The organism is Bradyrhizobium sp. LTSP885 (assembly GCF_000938305.1).
Taxonomy (GTDB): Bacteria; Pseudomonadota; Alphaproteobacteria; order Rhizobiales; family Xanthobacteraceae; genus Bradyrhizobium.
Genome location: NZ_JYMT01000012.1, coordinates 185,237 through 202,752 on the forward strand (window position 1 = coordinate 185,237; position 17,516 = coordinate 202,752).

General features: G+C 60.6%; 15 protein-coding genes and 1 pseudogene. 6 read left to right on the forward strand and 10 right to left on the reverse strand.

Annotation, left to right across the window (positions count from 1 at the left end):
- Nucleotides 1–41 precede the first annotated feature (41 nt).
- The 7 genes from UP09_RS08740 to UP09_RS08770 all read right to left on the reverse strand — a co-directional run bounded on the left by UP09_RS08740 (nucleotide 42) and on the right by UP09_RS08770 (nucleotide 8,513).
- Nucleotides 42–1,631 carry an amidohydrolase gene (locus UP09_RS08740; RefSeq protein ID WP_082070060.1) on the reverse strand — a complete coding sequence of 530 codons (1,590 nt, stop codon included), beginning with the start codon at nucleotides 1,629–1,631 and terminating at the stop codon, nucleotides 42–44.
- A 21-nt stretch (nucleotides 1,632–1,652) separates the two neighbouring features.
- On the reverse strand, nucleotides 1,653–2,003 hold the full coding sequence (locus UP09_RS08745) for a cupin domain-containing protein (RefSeq protein ID WP_044537663.1): 351 nt from the start codon (nucleotides 2,001–2,003) through the stop codon (nucleotides 1,653–1,655).
- Nucleotide 2,004: 1 nt separating this feature from the next.
- Nucleotides 2,005–3,603 (reverse strand): phytoene desaturase family protein, encoded by a 1,599-nt coding sequence (locus UP09_RS08750; RefSeq protein WP_044537664.1) that lies wholly within the window; start codon nucleotides 3,601–3,603, stop codon nucleotides 2,005–2,007.
- A 121-nt stretch (nucleotides 3,604–3,724) separates the two neighbouring features.
- Nucleotides 3,725–4,468, reverse strand: coding sequence for an ABC transporter ATP-binding protein (locus tag UP09_RS08755; protein WP_044537665.1), 744 nt, complete (start codon nucleotides 4,466–4,468; stop codon nucleotides 3,725–3,727).
- 2 nt (nucleotides 4,469–4,470) lie between these two features.
- Nucleotides 4,471–6,264: a branched-chain amino acid ABC transporter ATP-binding protein/permease gene (locus UP09_RS08760; protein WP_052833033.1), complete on the reverse strand. Its 1,794-nt coding sequence runs from the start codon at nucleotides 6,262–6,264 to the stop codon at nucleotides 4,471–4,473.
- Nucleotides 6,265–6,266: 2 nt separating this feature from the next.
- A complete protein-coding gene (locus UP09_RS08765; RefSeq protein WP_044537668.1) occupies nucleotides 6,267–7,295 on the reverse strand; it encodes a branched-chain amino acid ABC transporter permease in 1,029 nt (342 codons plus the stop codon).
- Nucleotides 7,296–7,298: 3 nt separating this feature from the next.
- Entirely contained in the window at nucleotides 7,299–8,513 is a 1,215-nt protein-coding gene (locus tag UP09_RS08770) for an ABC transporter substrate-binding protein (RefSeq protein WP_044537737.1), read from the reverse strand.
- A gap of 166 nt (nucleotides 8,514–8,679) precedes the next feature.
- Here UP09_RS08770 and UP09_RS08775 point away from each other — a divergent pair, with 166 nt between their 5' ends.
- Nucleotides 8,680–9,204 (forward strand): flavin reductase family protein, encoded by a 525-nt coding sequence (locus UP09_RS08775; RefSeq protein ID WP_044537669.1) that lies wholly within the window; start codon nucleotides 8,680–8,682, stop codon nucleotides 9,202–9,204.
- Nucleotides 9,205–9,210: 6 nt separating this feature from the next.
- Here the strand turns inward: UP09_RS08775 and UP09_RS08780 are convergent, their stop codons facing one another.
- A complete protein-coding gene (locus UP09_RS08780) occupies nucleotides 9,211–9,870 on the reverse strand; it encodes a Crp/Fnr family transcriptional regulator (RefSeq protein ID WP_044537670.1) in 660 nt (219 codons plus the stop codon).
- Between the two features lie 117 nt (nucleotides 9,871–9,987).
- On the opposite strand from UP09_RS08780, the gene UP09_RS08785 reads away from it, so the two are divergent.
- Both UP09_RS08785 and UP09_RS08790 read left to right on the forward strand, forming a co-directional pair.
- Nucleotides 9,988–11,208 carry an acyl-CoA dehydrogenase family protein gene (locus UP09_RS08785; protein ID WP_044537671.1) on the forward strand — a complete coding sequence of 407 codons (1,221 nt, stop codon included), beginning with the start codon at nucleotides 9,988–9,990 and terminating at the stop codon, nucleotides 11,206–11,208.
- A 34-nt stretch (nucleotides 11,209–11,242) separates the two neighbouring features.
- A complete protein-coding gene (locus UP09_RS08790) occupies nucleotides 11,243–11,656 on the forward strand; it encodes a RidA family protein (RefSeq protein ID WP_044537672.1) in 414 nt (137 codons plus the stop codon).
- Nucleotides 11,657–11,734: 78 nt separating this feature from the next.
- Here UP09_RS08790 and UP09_RS08795 read toward each other — a convergent pair whose 3' ends face one another.
- Together UP09_RS08795 and argH are read right to left on the reverse strand one after the other, a co-directional pair.
- Nucleotides 11,735–12,199 carry an HAD-IA family hydrolase gene (locus tag UP09_RS08795; protein WP_052833036.1) on the reverse strand — a complete coding sequence of 155 codons (465 nt, stop codon included), beginning with the start codon at nucleotides 12,197–12,199 and terminating at the stop codon, nucleotides 11,735–11,737.
- 466 nt (nucleotides 12,200–12,665) lie between these two features.
- Entirely contained in the window at nucleotides 12,666–14,144 is a 1,479-nt protein-coding gene (gene argH / locus UP09_RS08800; RefSeq protein WP_197082646.1) for an argininosuccinate lyase, read from the reverse strand.
- Between the two features lie 616 nt (nucleotides 14,145–14,760).
- On the opposite strand from argH, the gene UP09_RS36900 reads away from it, so the two are divergent.
- The 3 genes and pseudogenes from UP09_RS36900 to istB all read left to right on the forward strand — a co-directional run bounded on the left by UP09_RS36900 (nucleotide 14,761) and on the right by istB (nucleotide 17,514).
- Nucleotides 14,761–15,060 (forward strand): flavin reductase family protein, encoded by a 300-nt coding sequence (locus UP09_RS36900; RefSeq protein ID WP_082070064.1) that lies wholly within the window; start codon nucleotides 14,761–14,763, stop codon nucleotides 15,058–15,060.
- 91 nt (nucleotides 15,061–15,151) lie between these two features.
- Nucleotides 15,152–16,721, forward strand: a pseudogene (gene istA, locus UP09_RS08810) (IS21 family transposase).
- On the forward strand, nucleotides 16,651–17,514 hold the full coding sequence (gene istB / locus UP09_RS08815) for an IS21-like element helper ATPase IstB (protein ID WP_044536175.1): 864 nt from the start codon (nucleotides 16,651–16,653) through the stop codon (nucleotides 17,512–17,514). The pseudogene istA and the gene istB overlap by 71 nt, the downstream one beginning before the upstream one ends.
- Nucleotides 17,515–17,516 lie beyond the last annotated feature (2 nt).

Genomic DNA, 17,516 nt, shown 5'->3' on the forward strand with positions numbered 1-17,516 from the left:
TAGTCTGCCTAGCCGCCGTATCTGGCGATACAATTGGCCGGTCAACCTTGTAGTCGATGTTTGAAAACGCATTCGCCGCGAACGAACGTCGCACTTATCTGCGTCTCAAGGATCGAGCCCGATCTTGAGCTGCGAGGATCGCGGTCAACAACGACCAGATCGGCGACTGCCCCAGCCTGCAGCACTCCGCGCTTCCCTTCTTGACCAAGTACGCGAGCTCCGCCAACCGTATAAGCGTGTAGAGCCTGTTGCGCCGTCAGGCATTCGCTTCGATCAAATTGATGTCCACCTGCCGACCGCCGCTCGACTGCCGCCGCCATGCCTACAAACGGCGATAGAGGCGTAGCCGGTGCATCGGAACTTCCGGCAATCGGGACCCCGGCATCGAGCAGCGACTTCGCCGGATAGAGCCGATCGGCCCGTTCAAGTCCGAGCTTTTCGACAAAGCCGTCACCCATCGCGTTGAGGAAAGCGTATTGGGGGACAACCGTGACGCCTGTCTGTGGAAGACGCGCCTTTGCCGTGATCGACGGAAACGCAAGATGCTCAATACGATGGCGGCGCAAGCTGCCTTCTTTCGCGATCGCGGAAAACGAGCCAACGACCAGATCAATTGCTCTGTCTCCTATCGCATGTACCGCTACATTCCAGCCGGCGCGGTGTGCAGCGACCATGCTGTCATGCAAGGTCCGAACCGGCAGCATTAGCAGGCCTCGATTCGCATTTGTGTCTGGATACGGCTCGCAGAGTGCGGCCGTTCTGCTTCCGATGGTGCCATCGGCAAAGAACTTGAGCGTGTCGACCTGCCAGTCCAAGTTGACACCCGAGGGGTGCAATTCCCGTGCCCGTGCTTCCCTCTCATCCAAACCTAGCATGAACGCCATGCGCAGCTGGTAAGGGCCGCGCCGCCGCAACGACTGCCAGACGTTCCACTCGGCATCGAAGCCGCTCGAAAATCCAACCGCGGCCTCGGTTGCGCCGGTGACACCGAACCGGTGATATATTGCCGCAACCTCATTGAGGGAGTCGACGAGTGCGATCTCCGGTGGCAGCGGCCACATCGCAAAGACACCATCCGTCGCGCGTTCGCGTAACACTCCGGTCGCTCTGCCAGATGCCCGCTCAATGATCCCACCGAACGGGCTCTCGGTGCCGTCTTTAATACCCAATATCTCTAGAGCCTTCGAGTTCACTACTGCGGCATGGCCGCAGACACGCTTGAACGCCACTGGTTGTGCCATAGAGATCCGGTCGAGATCCTCCCGCGTCGGGAGCCGGCGTTCTTTTAAAGCAAATTCGTTAAGCCCAACGGCCGTGATCCATTGTCCCGCCGGCACTTCGCGAGATGCCTCCCTCACCTTTTCAACAGCGTCGTCAACAGTGGACACTTCATCGGGAGCGAGCCGGGTTTCCAACCTGTCAAGCGCCATCCAGAACAGATGGCTATGAGCATCGATCAAGCCCGGAAGTACAGTTCTCCCTTCCAGATCAATTTCAATATCCGCCGGCGGAGCGTCTTCAGCCGCACCAATCCAGGTAATTTTCCCTTCCGAGAACGCGACGGCGGACACCTCAGGCTGCTCCGCGCGCATCGTTACGACGGTCGCATTCTTCAGGAGATATGATGGCATCGGCGCACGCCCTGGTGACAGCTATACTCTTCGTACGACGAAGGCCTTCTTGAGAAGTGACGTCACTTCCCATGTTCCACAAAGTCCGGGCTCGCATACGAAGGTATCGCCTGGGCCAAACTCTTGGGGAAGACCGCCATCCGGCGTGATCACGCAGGTCCCTTCAAGAATCTGGCAGAACTCCCAAACCTTGTAGTCCATTCGCCACTTCGCGGGAGTTGCCGACCAGAAACCCGAAGAAACCTGCCCATCATCGGTTTTCGCAAGTCTCCAGGCTGTCGTCGTCGGGTCACCCGACAGCAACTCAGCAAAGAACGGGGTGTTGATAGCGGGCTCGACCTGGCAGTCGCGGAACGCAATAAGACGATTCATTTCACCTCTCGCCGATCATAGCGTGGCTCGTCTCACTGCCTTGCCTCGCGAACTGGTCGCCCATGATGACCTTCGCTGCGTTGTACCCTGGCAAGCCGGTAATGTTGCCGCCTGGGTGCGAGGACGACCCGCACAGATAGAGACCGCCCAGGAAAGTCCGATAGTCTTCTGCACCGGCGAAAGGTCGACCGGCTCCGACTTGCCCATTCCTGAATGCGCCGATCAGCAAGTCCGCCTCGCGCATGTTAGGATGACGAATTGCCGTTTCGTGAGGACTCTGAGCGAAACTATCGATCGTCGCCGCACGCAGATTGGGAGCGTACTCGCACCAGAGGTCAAACATGCGCTGAGCATGCTTCGACTTCTCATCGACCCAGTTCAGAGAATTTCCTCGCAGCGCGTATGGAGTCTTTTCCCACATGAACGCGGTGTGATAGCCGGCAGGCGCTTGAGATGGATCGATCGCGGTGGGCGTTCCGCCCCATAGCACCGACGGTCCGATCGTTCCTTCGTCGTGACTACGAACGAGTTCGAGAAATGTGTCGATTTTATCGATGCCCATGATCACCATCAGCGACTTCTGGACTTCGGGATATCGATCCGCAGCCTTGTAAACCGGCGCTTCTTTGAGATTTAGATGCAGCGTAAACAACGGCCCCAGCGTGTTATATTCGAAGCCCTCGGCCTTCCCTGCCCATCCCGGAGGTAGCTCCGAGCGCTGCATCAGATCGAGAAAGGTGATGTGCGGATTGACGCTCGATACGACGAACTTGCTCGCTTTCAGCACTTCGCCGTTCTGAAGCTCGACGCCGGTTGCGCGGCCTTCGAACGAGAGGATGCGCTTGACCGGCGCATTGGTGCGCACGGTTCCGCCTGAAGCCTCGATCGAACGAACCAAGGCGCGCGCAAGCGACGCGGCGCCGCCTCGGCAAGTCTGGACCTGCGCCGATGACGCAAACAGCGACGGCAAATGGTGCCCGAAGCCTTTGGCTCGCAGATCCACCTCACGCATCCCGTTTATGAAAAGCAGCGCTCCCTTGATTGCCGGGTGATTGAATTCCCGCGAGACAAATTCGTAGGGGCTGAGTTCGCTGACTTGCAGCAACAGACGACCATCCTCGGACTTCTGCAGCCGCTCGCGACGTACCGCCGCCGGCTCTGGCGGCGTCGCCGCCTCCGGACGGATGATATCGCGGGTAATCGGAATGAACCGATCACGCCAGTAGCGCAGGTTGTCGGCATCATCGCGATCAATCGCGGCAAACGACCGGTAAGTCTGCTCGAAGTCGTTCCACCACTGCAGCACATTCCCGTCCCGCTGCAGGACCGATACGTACAGATCGTTTTGGAGATACTCCACACCGTAGCGCGCGAGCTCAAGATCGGTGAACCAGGGCATGCTGGTGATGCCACGGTGAAAGTAGGAATGAAGGTTATGGAAGAAGCCGGGATGTTTTTCGTCTTCGACGGTCGACAGGCCGCCCCCCGCAACAGGACCGGCATCGAGTGAGATCACCTTGAGACCCGCCTTCGCCAGGTAGGCCTGCGTGATCAAGCCGTTGTGACCGGCTCCAATGATTATTCCGTCGTACGTCGTCATAGCTCGACCTCATGCCGCACAGCCACAATCGTCCGGCAAACAATAGAGAACAGGGGACTGAAAATTAGTATCCCGCGATACCGGTCGTAGTTCTTTGAATGCGTTCTGTGTGACTGCTCTCTCAATCGACATAGACTTGATCTCGCGCGGCAGCATAATCCGCAGCACCTCCGAGATAGGCTTGGCTCAGGCGTGGATCCGCCGAAAGCTCGGCGCTGGAGCCTTCGAGCACGATGCGACCGACCTCGAGCACGTAACCTCGGTCCGCTACCGAGAGCGCCAGCCGCGCATTCTGTTCGACCAGGATGATCGTCAGCCCCTCGGACTTGAGCTGCCCGATGACGCGCAATATTTCCTGAACGATCAGCGGGGCCAGACCGATCGAGGGTTCATCGAGCATCAGCAGGCGGGGTTCGGCCATCAACGCCCTGCCGACCGCGAGCATCTGCTGCTCGCCTCCCGACAGCGTCGCGGCCTTCTGGCGACGGCGCTCGGCCAGGATCGGAAACAGCCCGTAGATCCTTTCCAGCGATTTGGCGGGTGCGCCGGTCCGATAGCCGCCGAGCCGGAGGTTGACCTCGACGGGGAGACTGCCGAAAAGCTCGCGCCTTTCCGGAACAAGGACCACGCCTCGGGCGACCAGTTGCTCCGGACGAAGGCCGGCGAGGTCCACGCCGTCGAGCGTGACCGATCCGGCCCGCGGCGGGCGGAGGCCCATAATACCATTTAAAAGGGTCGACTTGCCGGCGCCGTTGGCGCCGAGGACCGTCACCAGTTCTCCGGACTTCACATCGAGGTCGAGGGATTCGATGACCGTGGCCCGGCCGTATCCCACATTCAATCCACTGATGCACAGATCCGGCATGCTCACGTCCCCAGATAGGCTGCGATAACGCGTTCGTCACGGCGGACCTCGTCCGGATGGCCGGTCATCAACCCCCGCCCGCGATCCAGAACGACGACCCGATCGACGCAGTTCATGACCAAGTCCATGTCGTGCTCGACAAGCAGCACCGACATTCCCGCGCGCTTGAGACGGTGCAGCAGCGTGACGAGCTTGAGCTTCTCGCCGGTACGCAAGCCCGCTGCGGGCTCGTCCAGCAGCAGCAGTCGCGGGCGGCTGATCAGTGCGCGCGCGACCTCCACCAACCTGGCCTGGCCCATCGCGAGGCGCGACGCGGGTTCATGGGCAAGTCCGTCCAGTTCGACGATCTCGAGCGCGCGCCAGGCCTTCGCGAACGTCGCGGCTTCCTCGGCCTGGTCCAGACCAAACATGCCGGCGATCATGCCGGACCGCCCCTGCGCATAGGCGCCGAACGCGACGTTCTCCAGAACCGTACGCTCCAGAACGATACGCACGTGCTGGAAAGTGCGGGAAACGCCGCGGTGGACGAGATCCGACGCCCGCGACGGCGGCGGCGCTCCCATGAGGAGCACGCTTCCCTCGGACGGCTCGGTGAGACCCGTTGCGATGTTGAACGTCGTGGATTTGCCCGCACCGTTGGGGCCGATGAGACCGACGATCTGATCGGCGCCGACCGAGAACGACACGTCGCGCAACGCCGTCAGACCGCCGAACTTCTTCCCTATTCCGCTGACCGACAGAAGATCTTCGCCGTCCACGCCGCGCTTGGACGGCGTGAGTTCGATGTTGCGGGCGGGCCTAGACGTCGAGAACACCGGCCAGGCACGGTGTAGCGCGGACCAGATGCCGCCCGGCCATCTCAGGAGGACTCCGATCAACACGACGCCGAACACGATCATCTCGACGTTCCCGGAAAGTCCGAGCATGCGTGCGACGGTGTTCTGCAGGAGCATTTCGAGCGCGGTGACGGCCGATGCGCCGAGCACGGCACCGAACGGGTGCGACATCCCTCCGAAGATGCAGGCGATCAGAAGATTGATGCTTGAGGTCAGACCGAAGGGGGCCGGGCTGATGAATTTGAAGTAGAAAGCGAAGAGCCCTCCAGACAAGCCCGCCAACGTGGCGGCGACGACGAACACCAGAAGCCGCAGACGCGTGGCGTTGACACCGAACACTTCCGCCATCTCGATGTCGGTCTTCAGGGCCGCGATGGCGCGGCCGGTCCGGGTGTTGAGCAACCGCGAGAATCCGCCAGCGGCAACCGCCACAATCGACCAGACCACGATCGCAAACGCGCGATCGTCTACCAGTTCGAAACCACCAATGGACAACGGGGGAATCTGGCCGAATCCGGAGGCGCCGCCCGTCACGGGACCGGCGGCCACGATCGCGGCGCTGCAGGCCATGCCCATCGCGAGCGTCGCGAGCGGCAGGAAGTGTCCCTTCAATCTCAAGGTGATCCCACCCACGATCACTCCGCAGACCGCAGATGCGGCGACGCCGGCGAGCAGCGCAAAAATCGCGGGAAAACCGTGATCGCGGGCAAGTATCGCGGAAACGTAGGCGCCGACGGCCATGAATGCCGCCTGGCCCAGCGAGACCTGTCCCGCGATCAACAGGAGTGTGAGTCCCATCGCGGCAACGGCCGAGAGCCCCACCGTCACCAGAAGAGTGACGTTGTACTGAGGAGCGAAAATGGCGATGGCGGAGGCCACGACGATCAGCCCGACAGCGACTGCGATCGAAGCGACGTTTGGCGTACGCCAGGATCCTTGGACCTTCGACGGAGACGACATGCTCAATTCCCATGCGTTTCGGGAGGGCGCACCGCGTTCCGCCAGAGCAGGATCGGTATCACCATCAGGTAGACGACGACGTCGCGATAGGCGCTCACCTGGTACGCGGAAAAGGACTCGGTCAGTCCCACCAACAGGACGCCGACCAGCGCCGTTGGATATTCAACGATCCCGCCCAAGGCCGCGGCGACGAAGCCCTTCAGGCCGATCGGAAGACCCATGTCGTAGTTGGCCGTGATGAGCGGCGCCAACAGAAGGCCAGACAGCGCGCTGAAGCCGGCTCCGATCGCGAAACTTAACTGGCCGGCGACGCCGACCGGGATGCCGCAAAGCTGCGCACCGGTCCTGTTGACGGCCGTGGCCTGCAGCGCCTGGCCGGTCAACGTCCTCTCTGAAAAAAGATACAGCGCGATCATCGCAACCAACGAAGCACCGCAGATCCATAGGCTCTGATAGGTGACGAAAACGGGACCGAGCTGGACGCCTCCTTCGACCACCGGAGGAACGGACCGCGGTTCCGCGCCCCAGATCAACACTGCCGTCCCGTGGAGCACCATGTAGACGCCGACGCTGACGATCAGCAGTACGATCGGCGAAGCGCCGGAAACCGGCTCCACCGTCAGGCGATAAATCAGCGCGCCAAGCGAAGCGATTGCCACAAGCGATGCGAGAACGGCGAGCCAATAGGATCCCGGCAGGAGATTGGCGAGCCATGCCGTCGCGAGCACGATAAAGATCCACAGCGCCCGCGAGAGTACGATGCGAATCCTCATCGCGCCAGTCAAGTGCCGGTCCGCGATGTCCTTCAGAGCGAACGCGGCCAGGCCACCGGCCACGATGGCGCTCAGCACGCTGAATGTGCCCGACAGCGCACTCGCGAACGAGAGCGCTCCCAGCGTCACGTACTCGCCTTGCGCGATGTTGACGACGCGCGTCACCGTGTAGATCACGATGAGGCTCAGCGCGAGCAGCCCATAGACGGCGCCGTTCGTGACGCCGTCGGCGATCAGGAAGAGCAGCGTGTCAAGCAACGGTCACTCCTCGATCAGGACGAACTTGCCGCCCTTGATCTGCGACAGGAAGGTCGAGCGCTTGTCGAGGCCGAGATGATCGGTCGGCGTTATGTTGAACACGCCGTTCACGCCGGGCCAGTCGTTGGTGTGTTCCATCGCATCCTTAATCGCGACACGCATTGCGGCGAGATCGTCGGCCTTCGCTCCCGAAGCGGTGGCACTCTGATAGGCGTTGACAGCCAGCATCATCGCGTCCCAGGACTGACCGGCGAAAAGATCCACCTTCCCCTTCCCGTACACACCATCAAAAAGCTCGGCGAACTTCGCGAGCACCGGCCGGAGCGGATTTTCCTGCTTGATCTGATCGTAGACGTTTAGCGCACCCACACCGACGATGGCGCCCTCGACGTTCGCCTTGCCAATGTCGACGAACGCATTAATCGAGGAGCCACCGCCATGATAGATCGGCCCGGCGTAACCGACCCGCTTTAACGCCTCATGAGCAAGGTCGGCCGACGGCGGGATGGCGTGGATGTACACCGCATCCAGCCCAGCCTGCTTCAGGCGCAAAGCCTGGGGAGTGAAGTTGGTATCCTGGCGGGCAAAGCGCTCGGTTGCCGCGAGTTCTGCGCCAGTATCTTTGGCGACGTTTTGAAGCTCCTTCAGTCCGCCTTCGCCATAGGCGTCCTCCAGGCCGAAGAATCCGATCTTCTTGATTCCTTGTCGCTTCATGTAATCCAGCGTGCGCTGGAGCATCAGCTTGTCCGACGTCGGCGTTTTGAAGGTGAACGGGCGTGCGCTCGCCGGCTCGACGATGGACAACGACGAAGCCATCGAGATCATCGTGACCTTGGCGGCGCTCACGGTGTCGATGATGGCCATGGAGCCCGGCGTCGTCGTGCAGCAGACCACGACGTGAACCTTGTCTTCCTCGATCGCCTTGCGCGTAAGGCTAACGGACTTGGTCGGGTCCGAACCGTCGTCGTACGAAATGACCTTGATCTTGAACGGCAAATCGGTCCGGCTCGACCAGGTCTTGTCGAACAGCTCGACCGCGTTGCGCTCCGGCGCACCGAGCGCAGACGCCGGCCCGGTGACGGCGATGATCGCGGCAATGCGTAGTTCGGGCTTGTCCTGTGCCGCTGCCGAGCTCGACCCTAGGAATGCGATGGATGCGGCGGCCAGTAACGACGATACGCCGAGTGCGATGAAGCCGGGCTTCGTGGTCGTTCTCATGTGTCCCTCACGGTTGCCGTTGTTGGCGCAATGGTGGCACTGCCGCGCCGCGGATGCTGTATCTGCGGATACATCCGCGATGTTGTGCTGCTGGATACAGCCGGCGCCGGCTCCGAAGCGGTAAATGTTGATCCAGTGAACAAGCCGACAGAGGGAGAGCCGCGGCATGAACGGATGCACCACTCAGGATTTTCGAACGCTATTCCGCAGGCTGACAACTGGTGTGACTCTGATCGCTGTAGCTGGAGATGCAGGACCTATAGGCATGACCGTGAACTCGCTGACTCCGGTAAGCCTCGATCCGCCGCTGCTGTTGTTTTGTGCATCGCTGACCAGCGCGACGGCAAAGCGGATTGCCGCGGTCGGAGCCTTCTCAGTCAATGTGCTTTCGGCGGACCAACAGGATGTCTCGACGCATCATGCCGGCCGACCTCTGCCGGAGCCGACATGGCGCTGGCAGGAGAGCGAACGCATACCGTGGATCGAGGGAGCGAACGCGACGTTCCGCTGCCGGCTCGTCGCGGAACATCCCGGCGGCGATCACCGCATCCTCATAGGTGGCATCGACGAGATGTTCGGCCCGGCGACCGCGGCGACGCCGCTGCTCTATCACGGCGGCAAATACGCACGCCTGCCCTACGACGACATCGAGCCACCCGGGCGCATCGACGAACTCTGGTGGACGGGATGACGGCTCTCAAACATCAAGATCTTTGGCCAGGATCGTGTAACCATCCTCGACGGACAACATCCCCTTGTCGCGCAGCCGACCGAGCGTCCGGGTGACGGTTACGCGCGAAGTACCGGTCATCGACGCGATCTGTTCGTGAGTGAGATGAGTTAGAATCTTCCGGCCTCGTTCGTGATCTACGGCAAACATCCGGCTCAACCGGCTGAGCAGTTCGAGTATGCGCTCTTCCGGATCGTTGGAGACGAGGTGTTCCAACCGTAGCGCAAGAATCCGCTGCTTGAGACTGGTCAGCCTCAGCAAGGCGAGCGCGAATTCGGGATCTTCGCGCATCAGCGCTTCGATGTGGGCGGTATCGAATTCTAGGGCTTCAGTCGCTTCGACGGCGGTCGCTGTCGAGAACCGCGGCAAGCCATCAAAGGCCGCGCCCTCCCCGCAGAGGGCGTTCGCACCCATGTTTTCCAGCACCACCTCGGTGCCGTCCCGCCTAAAGATCGATACCTGCACGAGACCGGACTTCACGAAGTAGAAGTGGGTATTGACCTCGGCCTGACGGTACAACTGTTCGCCTTCGGCGAAACGGCGCAGCCGCACCTTCCCTTCGAACGATTGTAGCTTGGCCGCGAGCGCGTCCGTCATGCGCCAGGTCGCAGCGGGCTTCTTCACCATCCGTGCCCCTTCCACCGATTCCTCGAAAGGAACGACCAGCACGTATCCGGCGATACAGCAAAGATGCCGCCCCCGCGATACTCCATTGGAATGATAACGCGAGAGGAGGCAATCGCAATGGGCTTGGCGCAGCGGACCGCAGTCCCCACTTCGATGGAAGCCGAGGCAGAAAAGGTGCTCGAACGGACGGCCGAGCTTGTACCGTGGCTCAGCGAGCAGGCCGCGCGGGTCGAAGAGGCGCGACGGATACCGGACGATGTGGCGGAACGCCTGTTCGGTACGGGGTTCTTTAACCTAACCCGCCCCTCCCGTTTTGGTGGCCTCGGCGTATCGCCTCGCTTCGCCTGGGAAGCGACGTTTAACGTCGCCCTCGCCTGCTCCTCCTCCGCGTGGCTGGCCGGACTGACGAGTGCCAACATCATCATGCTCGGCAAATTCTCGGCCGAGGCGCAACGCGAGATCTTCGCGCCCGGCGTCTCACCGATCGTTCCCATGCTGACGGGCGGCGTAGGTCAGGACATCCAGATCGAGACTGTCGACGGCGGCATCTCGTTGAGCGGGCGGTGGCGGTATGCATCTGGAGTCGACGTATCGGATTGGCTTGGTCTCCTGATCAACATTCCCGGCGGAACCGGCGCGCCTACGGCCCATGTGGTCCTGGTTCCCCGGTCGGAATTCGTCATCGACCATCAAAGCTGGCGCGTGATGGGCATGCGCGGTACGGGAAGCAAGAACATCGCGCTCGGCAAGACATTCGTCCCGGCGCACCGGTTCATGAACTGGTCGGAGCTGCAGGCCGGCAACAAGCACCCGACGTGCCCGAACACCGAGCCGCTTTACGACTTTCCACTCAACACCGCGAACGCGATGTCCGTCCTGGCGCCGACGCTCGGCGTGGCGAGCGCGTGCAGCGACGAATGCGTCAAGATCATGCGCGCCCGTGTCAGTTCAGGCAACCAGCAGGCCCAGATCAACGACAAGATCGCGCAGGTCGATGCGGGCGGCAGCGCAGCGACCATGAGTCTTCTGCGCGATTTCCTGATTTCCGAAACCGCCATGATCGAGGAGCGGATTGGCCAGGTCGGCGTACTCACGCCGGAAGAGCGCGGGCTTAGCCGCACGAAGATCGCTATCGCTTCGCGACAGGCGCTCTCTTCGACGCAGCGGCTGTTCGCAGCGCTTGGCGGCTCCCTACTGCCGGAAGGCACGCGGATCGAGCGTCTGTTTCGCGACATCCACGCGATGAGTTCCCATTTTCTCCTTCAGCCCGAACCGATCTCGGAGGCCTATGGCCGCCTCCTGCTCGGTCTGGAACTGGCACCTGGGACGCGCCTCTAACACCCCCCCCACCGGAAACCCGTAAGGACTCTGAATGACCAAGACAGTATACAGCTCGACAAATCCGATTTTTGCCGCCGCCGACGGCGGAACGATCTTCGACAAGTTCCAGTACTCTTCAGCCGCAAAAGCTGGAGGTCTCGTTTTTGTTGCTGGACAAATTGGGCTCAACCCCGACGGATCATTCCCGGAAACGCCCGAGCAGCAGTTTGTGAATGCCTTCGAACGTTTGAAGCTGGTTCTGGAAGAGGCCGGGTGCCAAATGAGTGACTTGGTCGAACTGGTTTCCTACCACGTCGGTCTCAACACGCATCTCGCCGAGTTCGCGAAGGTCAAGGCGCGGTACGTTCCTGCCCCTTACCCGACTTGGACGATTCTTGACATCGCCGGATTGGCCCGCCCAGGCCTGATCATTGAGATCAAGGCGGTTGCCGCCGCCAAGAGCTGAACGGAATCCGTATTCTCCCAGACTGGGTCGGGATCGATTTCGATCCCGACCGCTTTTCTTTGCTGCGCTCCTGCTCGATCAGAAAATATGGTCTGCTCTCAAAGACGAGCGCGACCTGCACCGCTTATCGGCCAACGCAATTCGCTCCCGCGGCCTCGCCCGCGCTGCCTTCAAATCATACTTGTGGCAGGCAACCATCAATATCTGTCCGGCGGAAAAGCCAAGGTAGTCGACGGCGAGTTGGTACACACTTGGTGACGGCTTGTAGCTACGAGTGAGTTCCGCCGTGAGCACAGCACCAAACGGAAGATTTGCATGCTTGACCACGGACACCACCGCGGCCAAGCCGGCATTCGATAAGGTAGACAAGACGAAACGATCTCTCAGGCGCGTAAGACCTGCGACGCTATCCGGCCACGCATCCAATTTACTCCAAACCGAATTAAGCTTGTCCCTTTCGTATTTACTGAAAGCACCAGAAAAACTGTTTTGGTCGAATAGTTGGTCGAGCGCTTCGCGATAAACCTGATCAAACGGATCCAAGGGCGCCGTCCCGCAATGACGTCATCAAGAGCCGCACGGTAGATGTCTCGCCACTCGCCCGACAGCTTTGCCCAGTCAAGATCAAGGCCTTGCGCAGTTGATCATATCGCCTTCGCGCAGGATCGGCTACGCACGTGCCTTGGACGTCGAACGTGACCGCCCGGACTCCGTTCGCCCAGGTATCTGCCCTTGATCTGCTCGTTCCTGCTATTGCAGTCCTAATCGATGCTCCACCAGCGGCCGGGACACTTCTTCTCGAGAAATCAAGCATCTTCGAGCCCCACAGATTCTGCGAGTCTGGATCTGACAACTCGCTCTGTTTGAGGTTCATCGAAAATCGAAATTTGCTCGGACGGGAAACTCCGAACCCCGACACAAACACTCGTAAAGAAGTATGCTCGGTGTCGGCATTTGCGCAACACACTTGCCGCGGGTCTTAAGTACATCCATGCCGCGTGAGGCCATCTCAGTTTCGCTCATATGAAACTACCGCTATGTCAAGCATCTCTTTGGCGCCAGCTAGGTGCCCTCGACGCTCCGCCAGGCGAACGTTTTCTCCCGCAATATCAACAATTGTAGTTTCGATCATCCTTCGGACTGACGAGGGCGCGGGGCCCCCAACGCCATCCCGGCTAGCGACGCTGCGTACTGGATCGAGTGCCTCTTTTAGCGCGCGCGCGGACAGTGTGATGGGATGGCCGAGTTCGGCCTGGGCCGCCTGTTGAATCATGCCGAGCGTGATCTGATCGGCGGTCGCGTGCCGGTCCAAGGCGGCGATCACCACATGGGCCACGATCTCATGGGCGTCACGGAACGCGATATTGCCTTCGCGCACCAGCGTATCTGCCAAATCCGTCATCGTCGAATAATTTTCGGTTGCATATTTAAGCATTCTGGCCTTGTCCGGTTGCATCGTGCGTACGACACCAGTCATTGCATGCGTCGCGGCCATCATCGCGTCGATGGCGCGTGGATCAAGTGCGACACGCACGAGGCTGAACTGATATTCGATCGAATTTAGCGAAGTCACGATGGAGACCAGCGGACCCACTGCCGCCGCCGCTATCTGGCGAGAGCGCTCGAGAGAATCGGGGTTTTTCTTCTGCGGCATAATACTGCTAGTGCCGGCGAAGGAGGGATCGAGGTCGACAACCGCGTACTCGTCAGTCGACCAGAGTTGTATCTCGGAGGCCAGCCGGCCCAACGTGCTTAAATAGATCGCATCGTCCGCGGCAAACTCCGCGATATGCTCCCAGCTCGCAACCCCTTCGACCGTATCGATGACCATGCCGTCGAAACCGAGCAGTTCGGTCGTGCGCCCGCGATTAAGCGGCCAGCTGGAACCCGCCGAAGCGGCCGCGCCAAGCGGGTTCAAGTTCATGCGCGCGTAGAGCTGTTCGTAACGTTCAATACTCTTTCCGACGCTCTCGGAGATAGCCATCAGATAGTGGCCGAGCGTAACCGGTTGCGCTTCCTTTCGGTGAGTGTAGACTACCATCACCGTATCGAGATTGGCCGCCGCCTTTGTAACTAGCGCCTCGCGTAGGGCGATCAGCCCCTCGATCACACGGTTGATCTGGTCGCGATAGAACATCCGGGTGACGGTGGCGAAAATGTCGTCCCTGCTGCGTCCGGTGTGCATTTTTCCGGCGTCATGGCCGATCTCTTTAATGAGCGCCTTCTCATAGGGCAGGTAGGCACGCAGCGAAGGATCGGTCTCGGCTTGCTTTTCTATTACTGACAAACCTAGTAATATAGTATGCACCTCATCACGGGTGATGATGTGTTGCTCGGCAAGCATCACGACATGGGCGCGGTGCTGTTGTACCTCGTAGGGAAAGGTAGCATTCGTAAGCGACAACGCGCGCGCATCATATTCATAGAGTTCTTGGTATTCAGGGGCTTTAGGGACGGCACTCCGCCCAATGCGCGATCCGTCATTCAACTTCGCAGCCTCGGATGTAGATGGCGAGGCGGGCCCGGCCGATGTCTGCCCCGAGACTAGAGCCCAACACGCAGCGCCCGCTCCTAGCGTACGACAGATCCTCCAACACATCGTTTTGAGTTTGCCGTTCGGCGCCATCTAACCCTCCTTCTCGAAAACGTCTGACCAAAAGCGCGTACTCATCGAAACACCGAGCCACTAGAGCCATCTCCGTTCCGATGGAATCGGAACGGAGCTTTAACAGCAGAGCGCGAATGCCCCGGCGGCAAGAACCACGGACATACCCCTGGCGCTGGACGCGCATTTCCTGGTCGTGGTCATGAATCCCCCGCAGCTGCTGTTGACGCAGCAAGGTGACATCGATTGGCGCATCACCGCTGTATCTGGGGATACGTCTGCGGCGATGTATTCCAGGATACAGCCCAAGCTTGGTTGAAGGCGATACCAGAGACGAATAAAGGACGAAGTCAAGGAGCCGAGGAAATGCCCGGCGATACGGCGCAACATTTCGAACTTTATTTTCGGAGACTGACGATCGGTGTCGCACTGATCGCAGTCGCGAGCGAACAAGGGCCGACTGGTATGACTGTCAATTCGCTCACTGTGGTCAGCAACGATGAGCAGCATGACGGCAAAGCGAATCTGCGCAGTGGGCGGATTTCCCGTCAATATACTGGCACTGAGCCAGCAAGATATCTCCATCCATCACGCAGGGGCGACCGGTCGTCGTCCCGAACTGGAGCTAGCGGGAACGGACGGCGTACCTTCGCTGGACGGTGCGAACGCAGTGTTCCTCTGCCGGCTTGAAGCGAAACATCTGGGTGGCGACCATCGCATCTTGATGGGCAAAATCGAAGAGAAGTTCGATCCGGAGACAGCCGCGACCCCTTTGCTGTCATTCGGCCTGCAATATTGACCCCCTAAGCCGGGGGATCGGCGTCCAAAATTGACCCCCTACAGGTTGGTCTGTTGCGCTGCCTGCTTTGTAATGAAGCAGGTGGTCGGGGATGCTGGTCGTGGAGACAATTGCCCGGATACGGCGCGAACACTTCATCAAGGGCAAGACGATCAAGGAGATCGCCCGGGACCTGAAGGTGTCGCGGAACACGGTCCGGAAGGTGCTGAGGTCGGGAGAGACCTCATTCGAGTACGAGCGTGTTGTCCAACCGCGGCCGAAGCTGGGACGATGGGCAGCGGAGCTCGACGGATTGCTTGCGGGGAACGCAGCTAAGGCTGCTCGCGAACAGTTGACGTTGATCCGGATCTTCGAAGAGCTGCGCGGGCGCGGCTATGATGGCGGTTACGATACCGTTCGGCGTTACGCCAGGCGGTGGAGCCAAGAGCGTGGGCAATCGACGGCTGCAGCCTATGTCCCGCTGAGCTTTGCGCCTGGGGAAGCCTATCAGTTCGACTGGAGCCACGAGGTCGTCCTGCTCAATGGCGTAACGGTGATCGTGAAGGCCGCCCATGTCCGGCTCTGTCACAGCCGGATGCTGTTTGTGCGGTGCTATCCGCGCGAGACACAGGAGATGGTGTTCGACGCCCACGACCGGGCATTTGCTCTGTTCAAGGGCACCTGCGGACGCGGCATCTACGACAACATGAAGACGGCGGTGGAGACCATCTTCGTCGGCAAAGGGCGTCTCTACAATCGCCGCTTCATGCAGATGTGCAGCCACTACCTGGTCGATCCGGTTGCCTGCACGCCAGCGTCGGGCTGGGAGAAGGGTCAGGTCGAGAACCAGGTCGGACTTGTCCGGGAGCGCTTCTTCACGCCACGGCTGCGGTTCAAAACCCTCAACGAGTTGAACGCGTGGCTGTTGGACAAGTGCATCGCCTACGCCAAAGCGCACCGGCATCCGGAACTGATCGAACAGACGGTCTGGGAGGTGTTCGAAGCTGAGCGACCGAAGCTCGTTCCCTATGCCGGCCGGTTCGACGGATTCCACGCGGTGCCGGCGTCGGTCTCGAAGACCTGTCTGGTGCGTTTCGACAACAACAAATACTCGGTCACGGCCAGCGCTGTCGGGCGGCCTGTCGAGGTTCACGCCTACGCCGACCGCATTGTGATCCGCCAGGACGGGCGCATCGTTGCCGAGCATGCTCGCTCGTTCGGCCGCGGCGATACCGTCTACGATCCCTGGCATTACGTGCCGGTGCTGGCTCGCAAACCCGGTGCCTTGCGCAACGGCGCTCCCTTCAAGGACTGGGTACTGCCGGCCGCGATCGAACGTGTACGGCGCAAGCTCGCCAGCGCCGACGATGGCAATCGGCAGATGGTCGACATCCTCAACGCAGTTCTGACCGACGGCTTGCCGGCCGTCGAAGCCGCCTGCGCCGAGGCGATCACTCACGGCGTTCATTCCGCCGATGTCGTGCTCAACATCCTGGCCCGCCAGCGTGATCCTGCGCCACCGGCCAACATCCTCACCCCGGCTGCGCTGACATTGCGCCATGCCCCGATCGCCGACTGTGCCCGTTACGACAACCTCAGGAGAACCATCTGATGGAACGTACTCAACTGTTCGACCTCATGAGCGAGCTCAAGCTCTACGGCATGAAGGCCGCCTTCGATGAGATCATGGCGACCGCTGTCAAACGCCAGCACGAACCTCAACGCATTGTCGGCGACCTGCTCAACGCCGAGATCAACGAGAAGCAGGCGCGCTCGATCAAGTACCAGCTCACCATCGCCAAACTGCCGCTGGCCAAGGACCTTGAGGACTTCCAGTTCGAGGGCACTCCTATCAACCAGACGCTGGTCAATGATCTCGCCGGCGGCGGCTTCATCGCCCAGCAACGTAACGCCGTCCTGGTCGGCGGTACCGGCACCGGCAAAACACATATGGCCATCGCCATCGCCAGAAGCTGCATCCGATCTGGTGCCCGCGGCCGCTTCTACAACGTAGTCGACCTCGTCAATCGCCTGGAGATCGAGACCCGCAATGGACGGCAGGGTCGCATCGCCGAGCATCTGACCCGGATGGACTTCATTGTCCTCGACGAACTCGGCTACCTTCCGTTTGCTCAATCCGGCGGCCAGCTACTGTTCCATCTCGTCAGCCGGCTCTACGAGCGCACGTCGATCGTCGTCACCACCAACCTATCCTTCGGGGAATGGCCCAGCGTATTTGGCGACGCAAAGATGACCACCGCGCTGCTCGATCGTCTGACTCACCATTGCGATATCGTCGAGACCGGCAACGACAGTTGGCGCTTCAAGAGCCGCGACGACGATCACGCAACCCGCGCTCGCACCGTCTCCGCAACCCCGACCAGCTCCGACGGCGCGAGCGCTACCGCCAAAACCCGTCGCCCAAAGGGGTCAAAATTGGACGCCGATGCGGGGTCAAATTTGAACGCCGATTGACA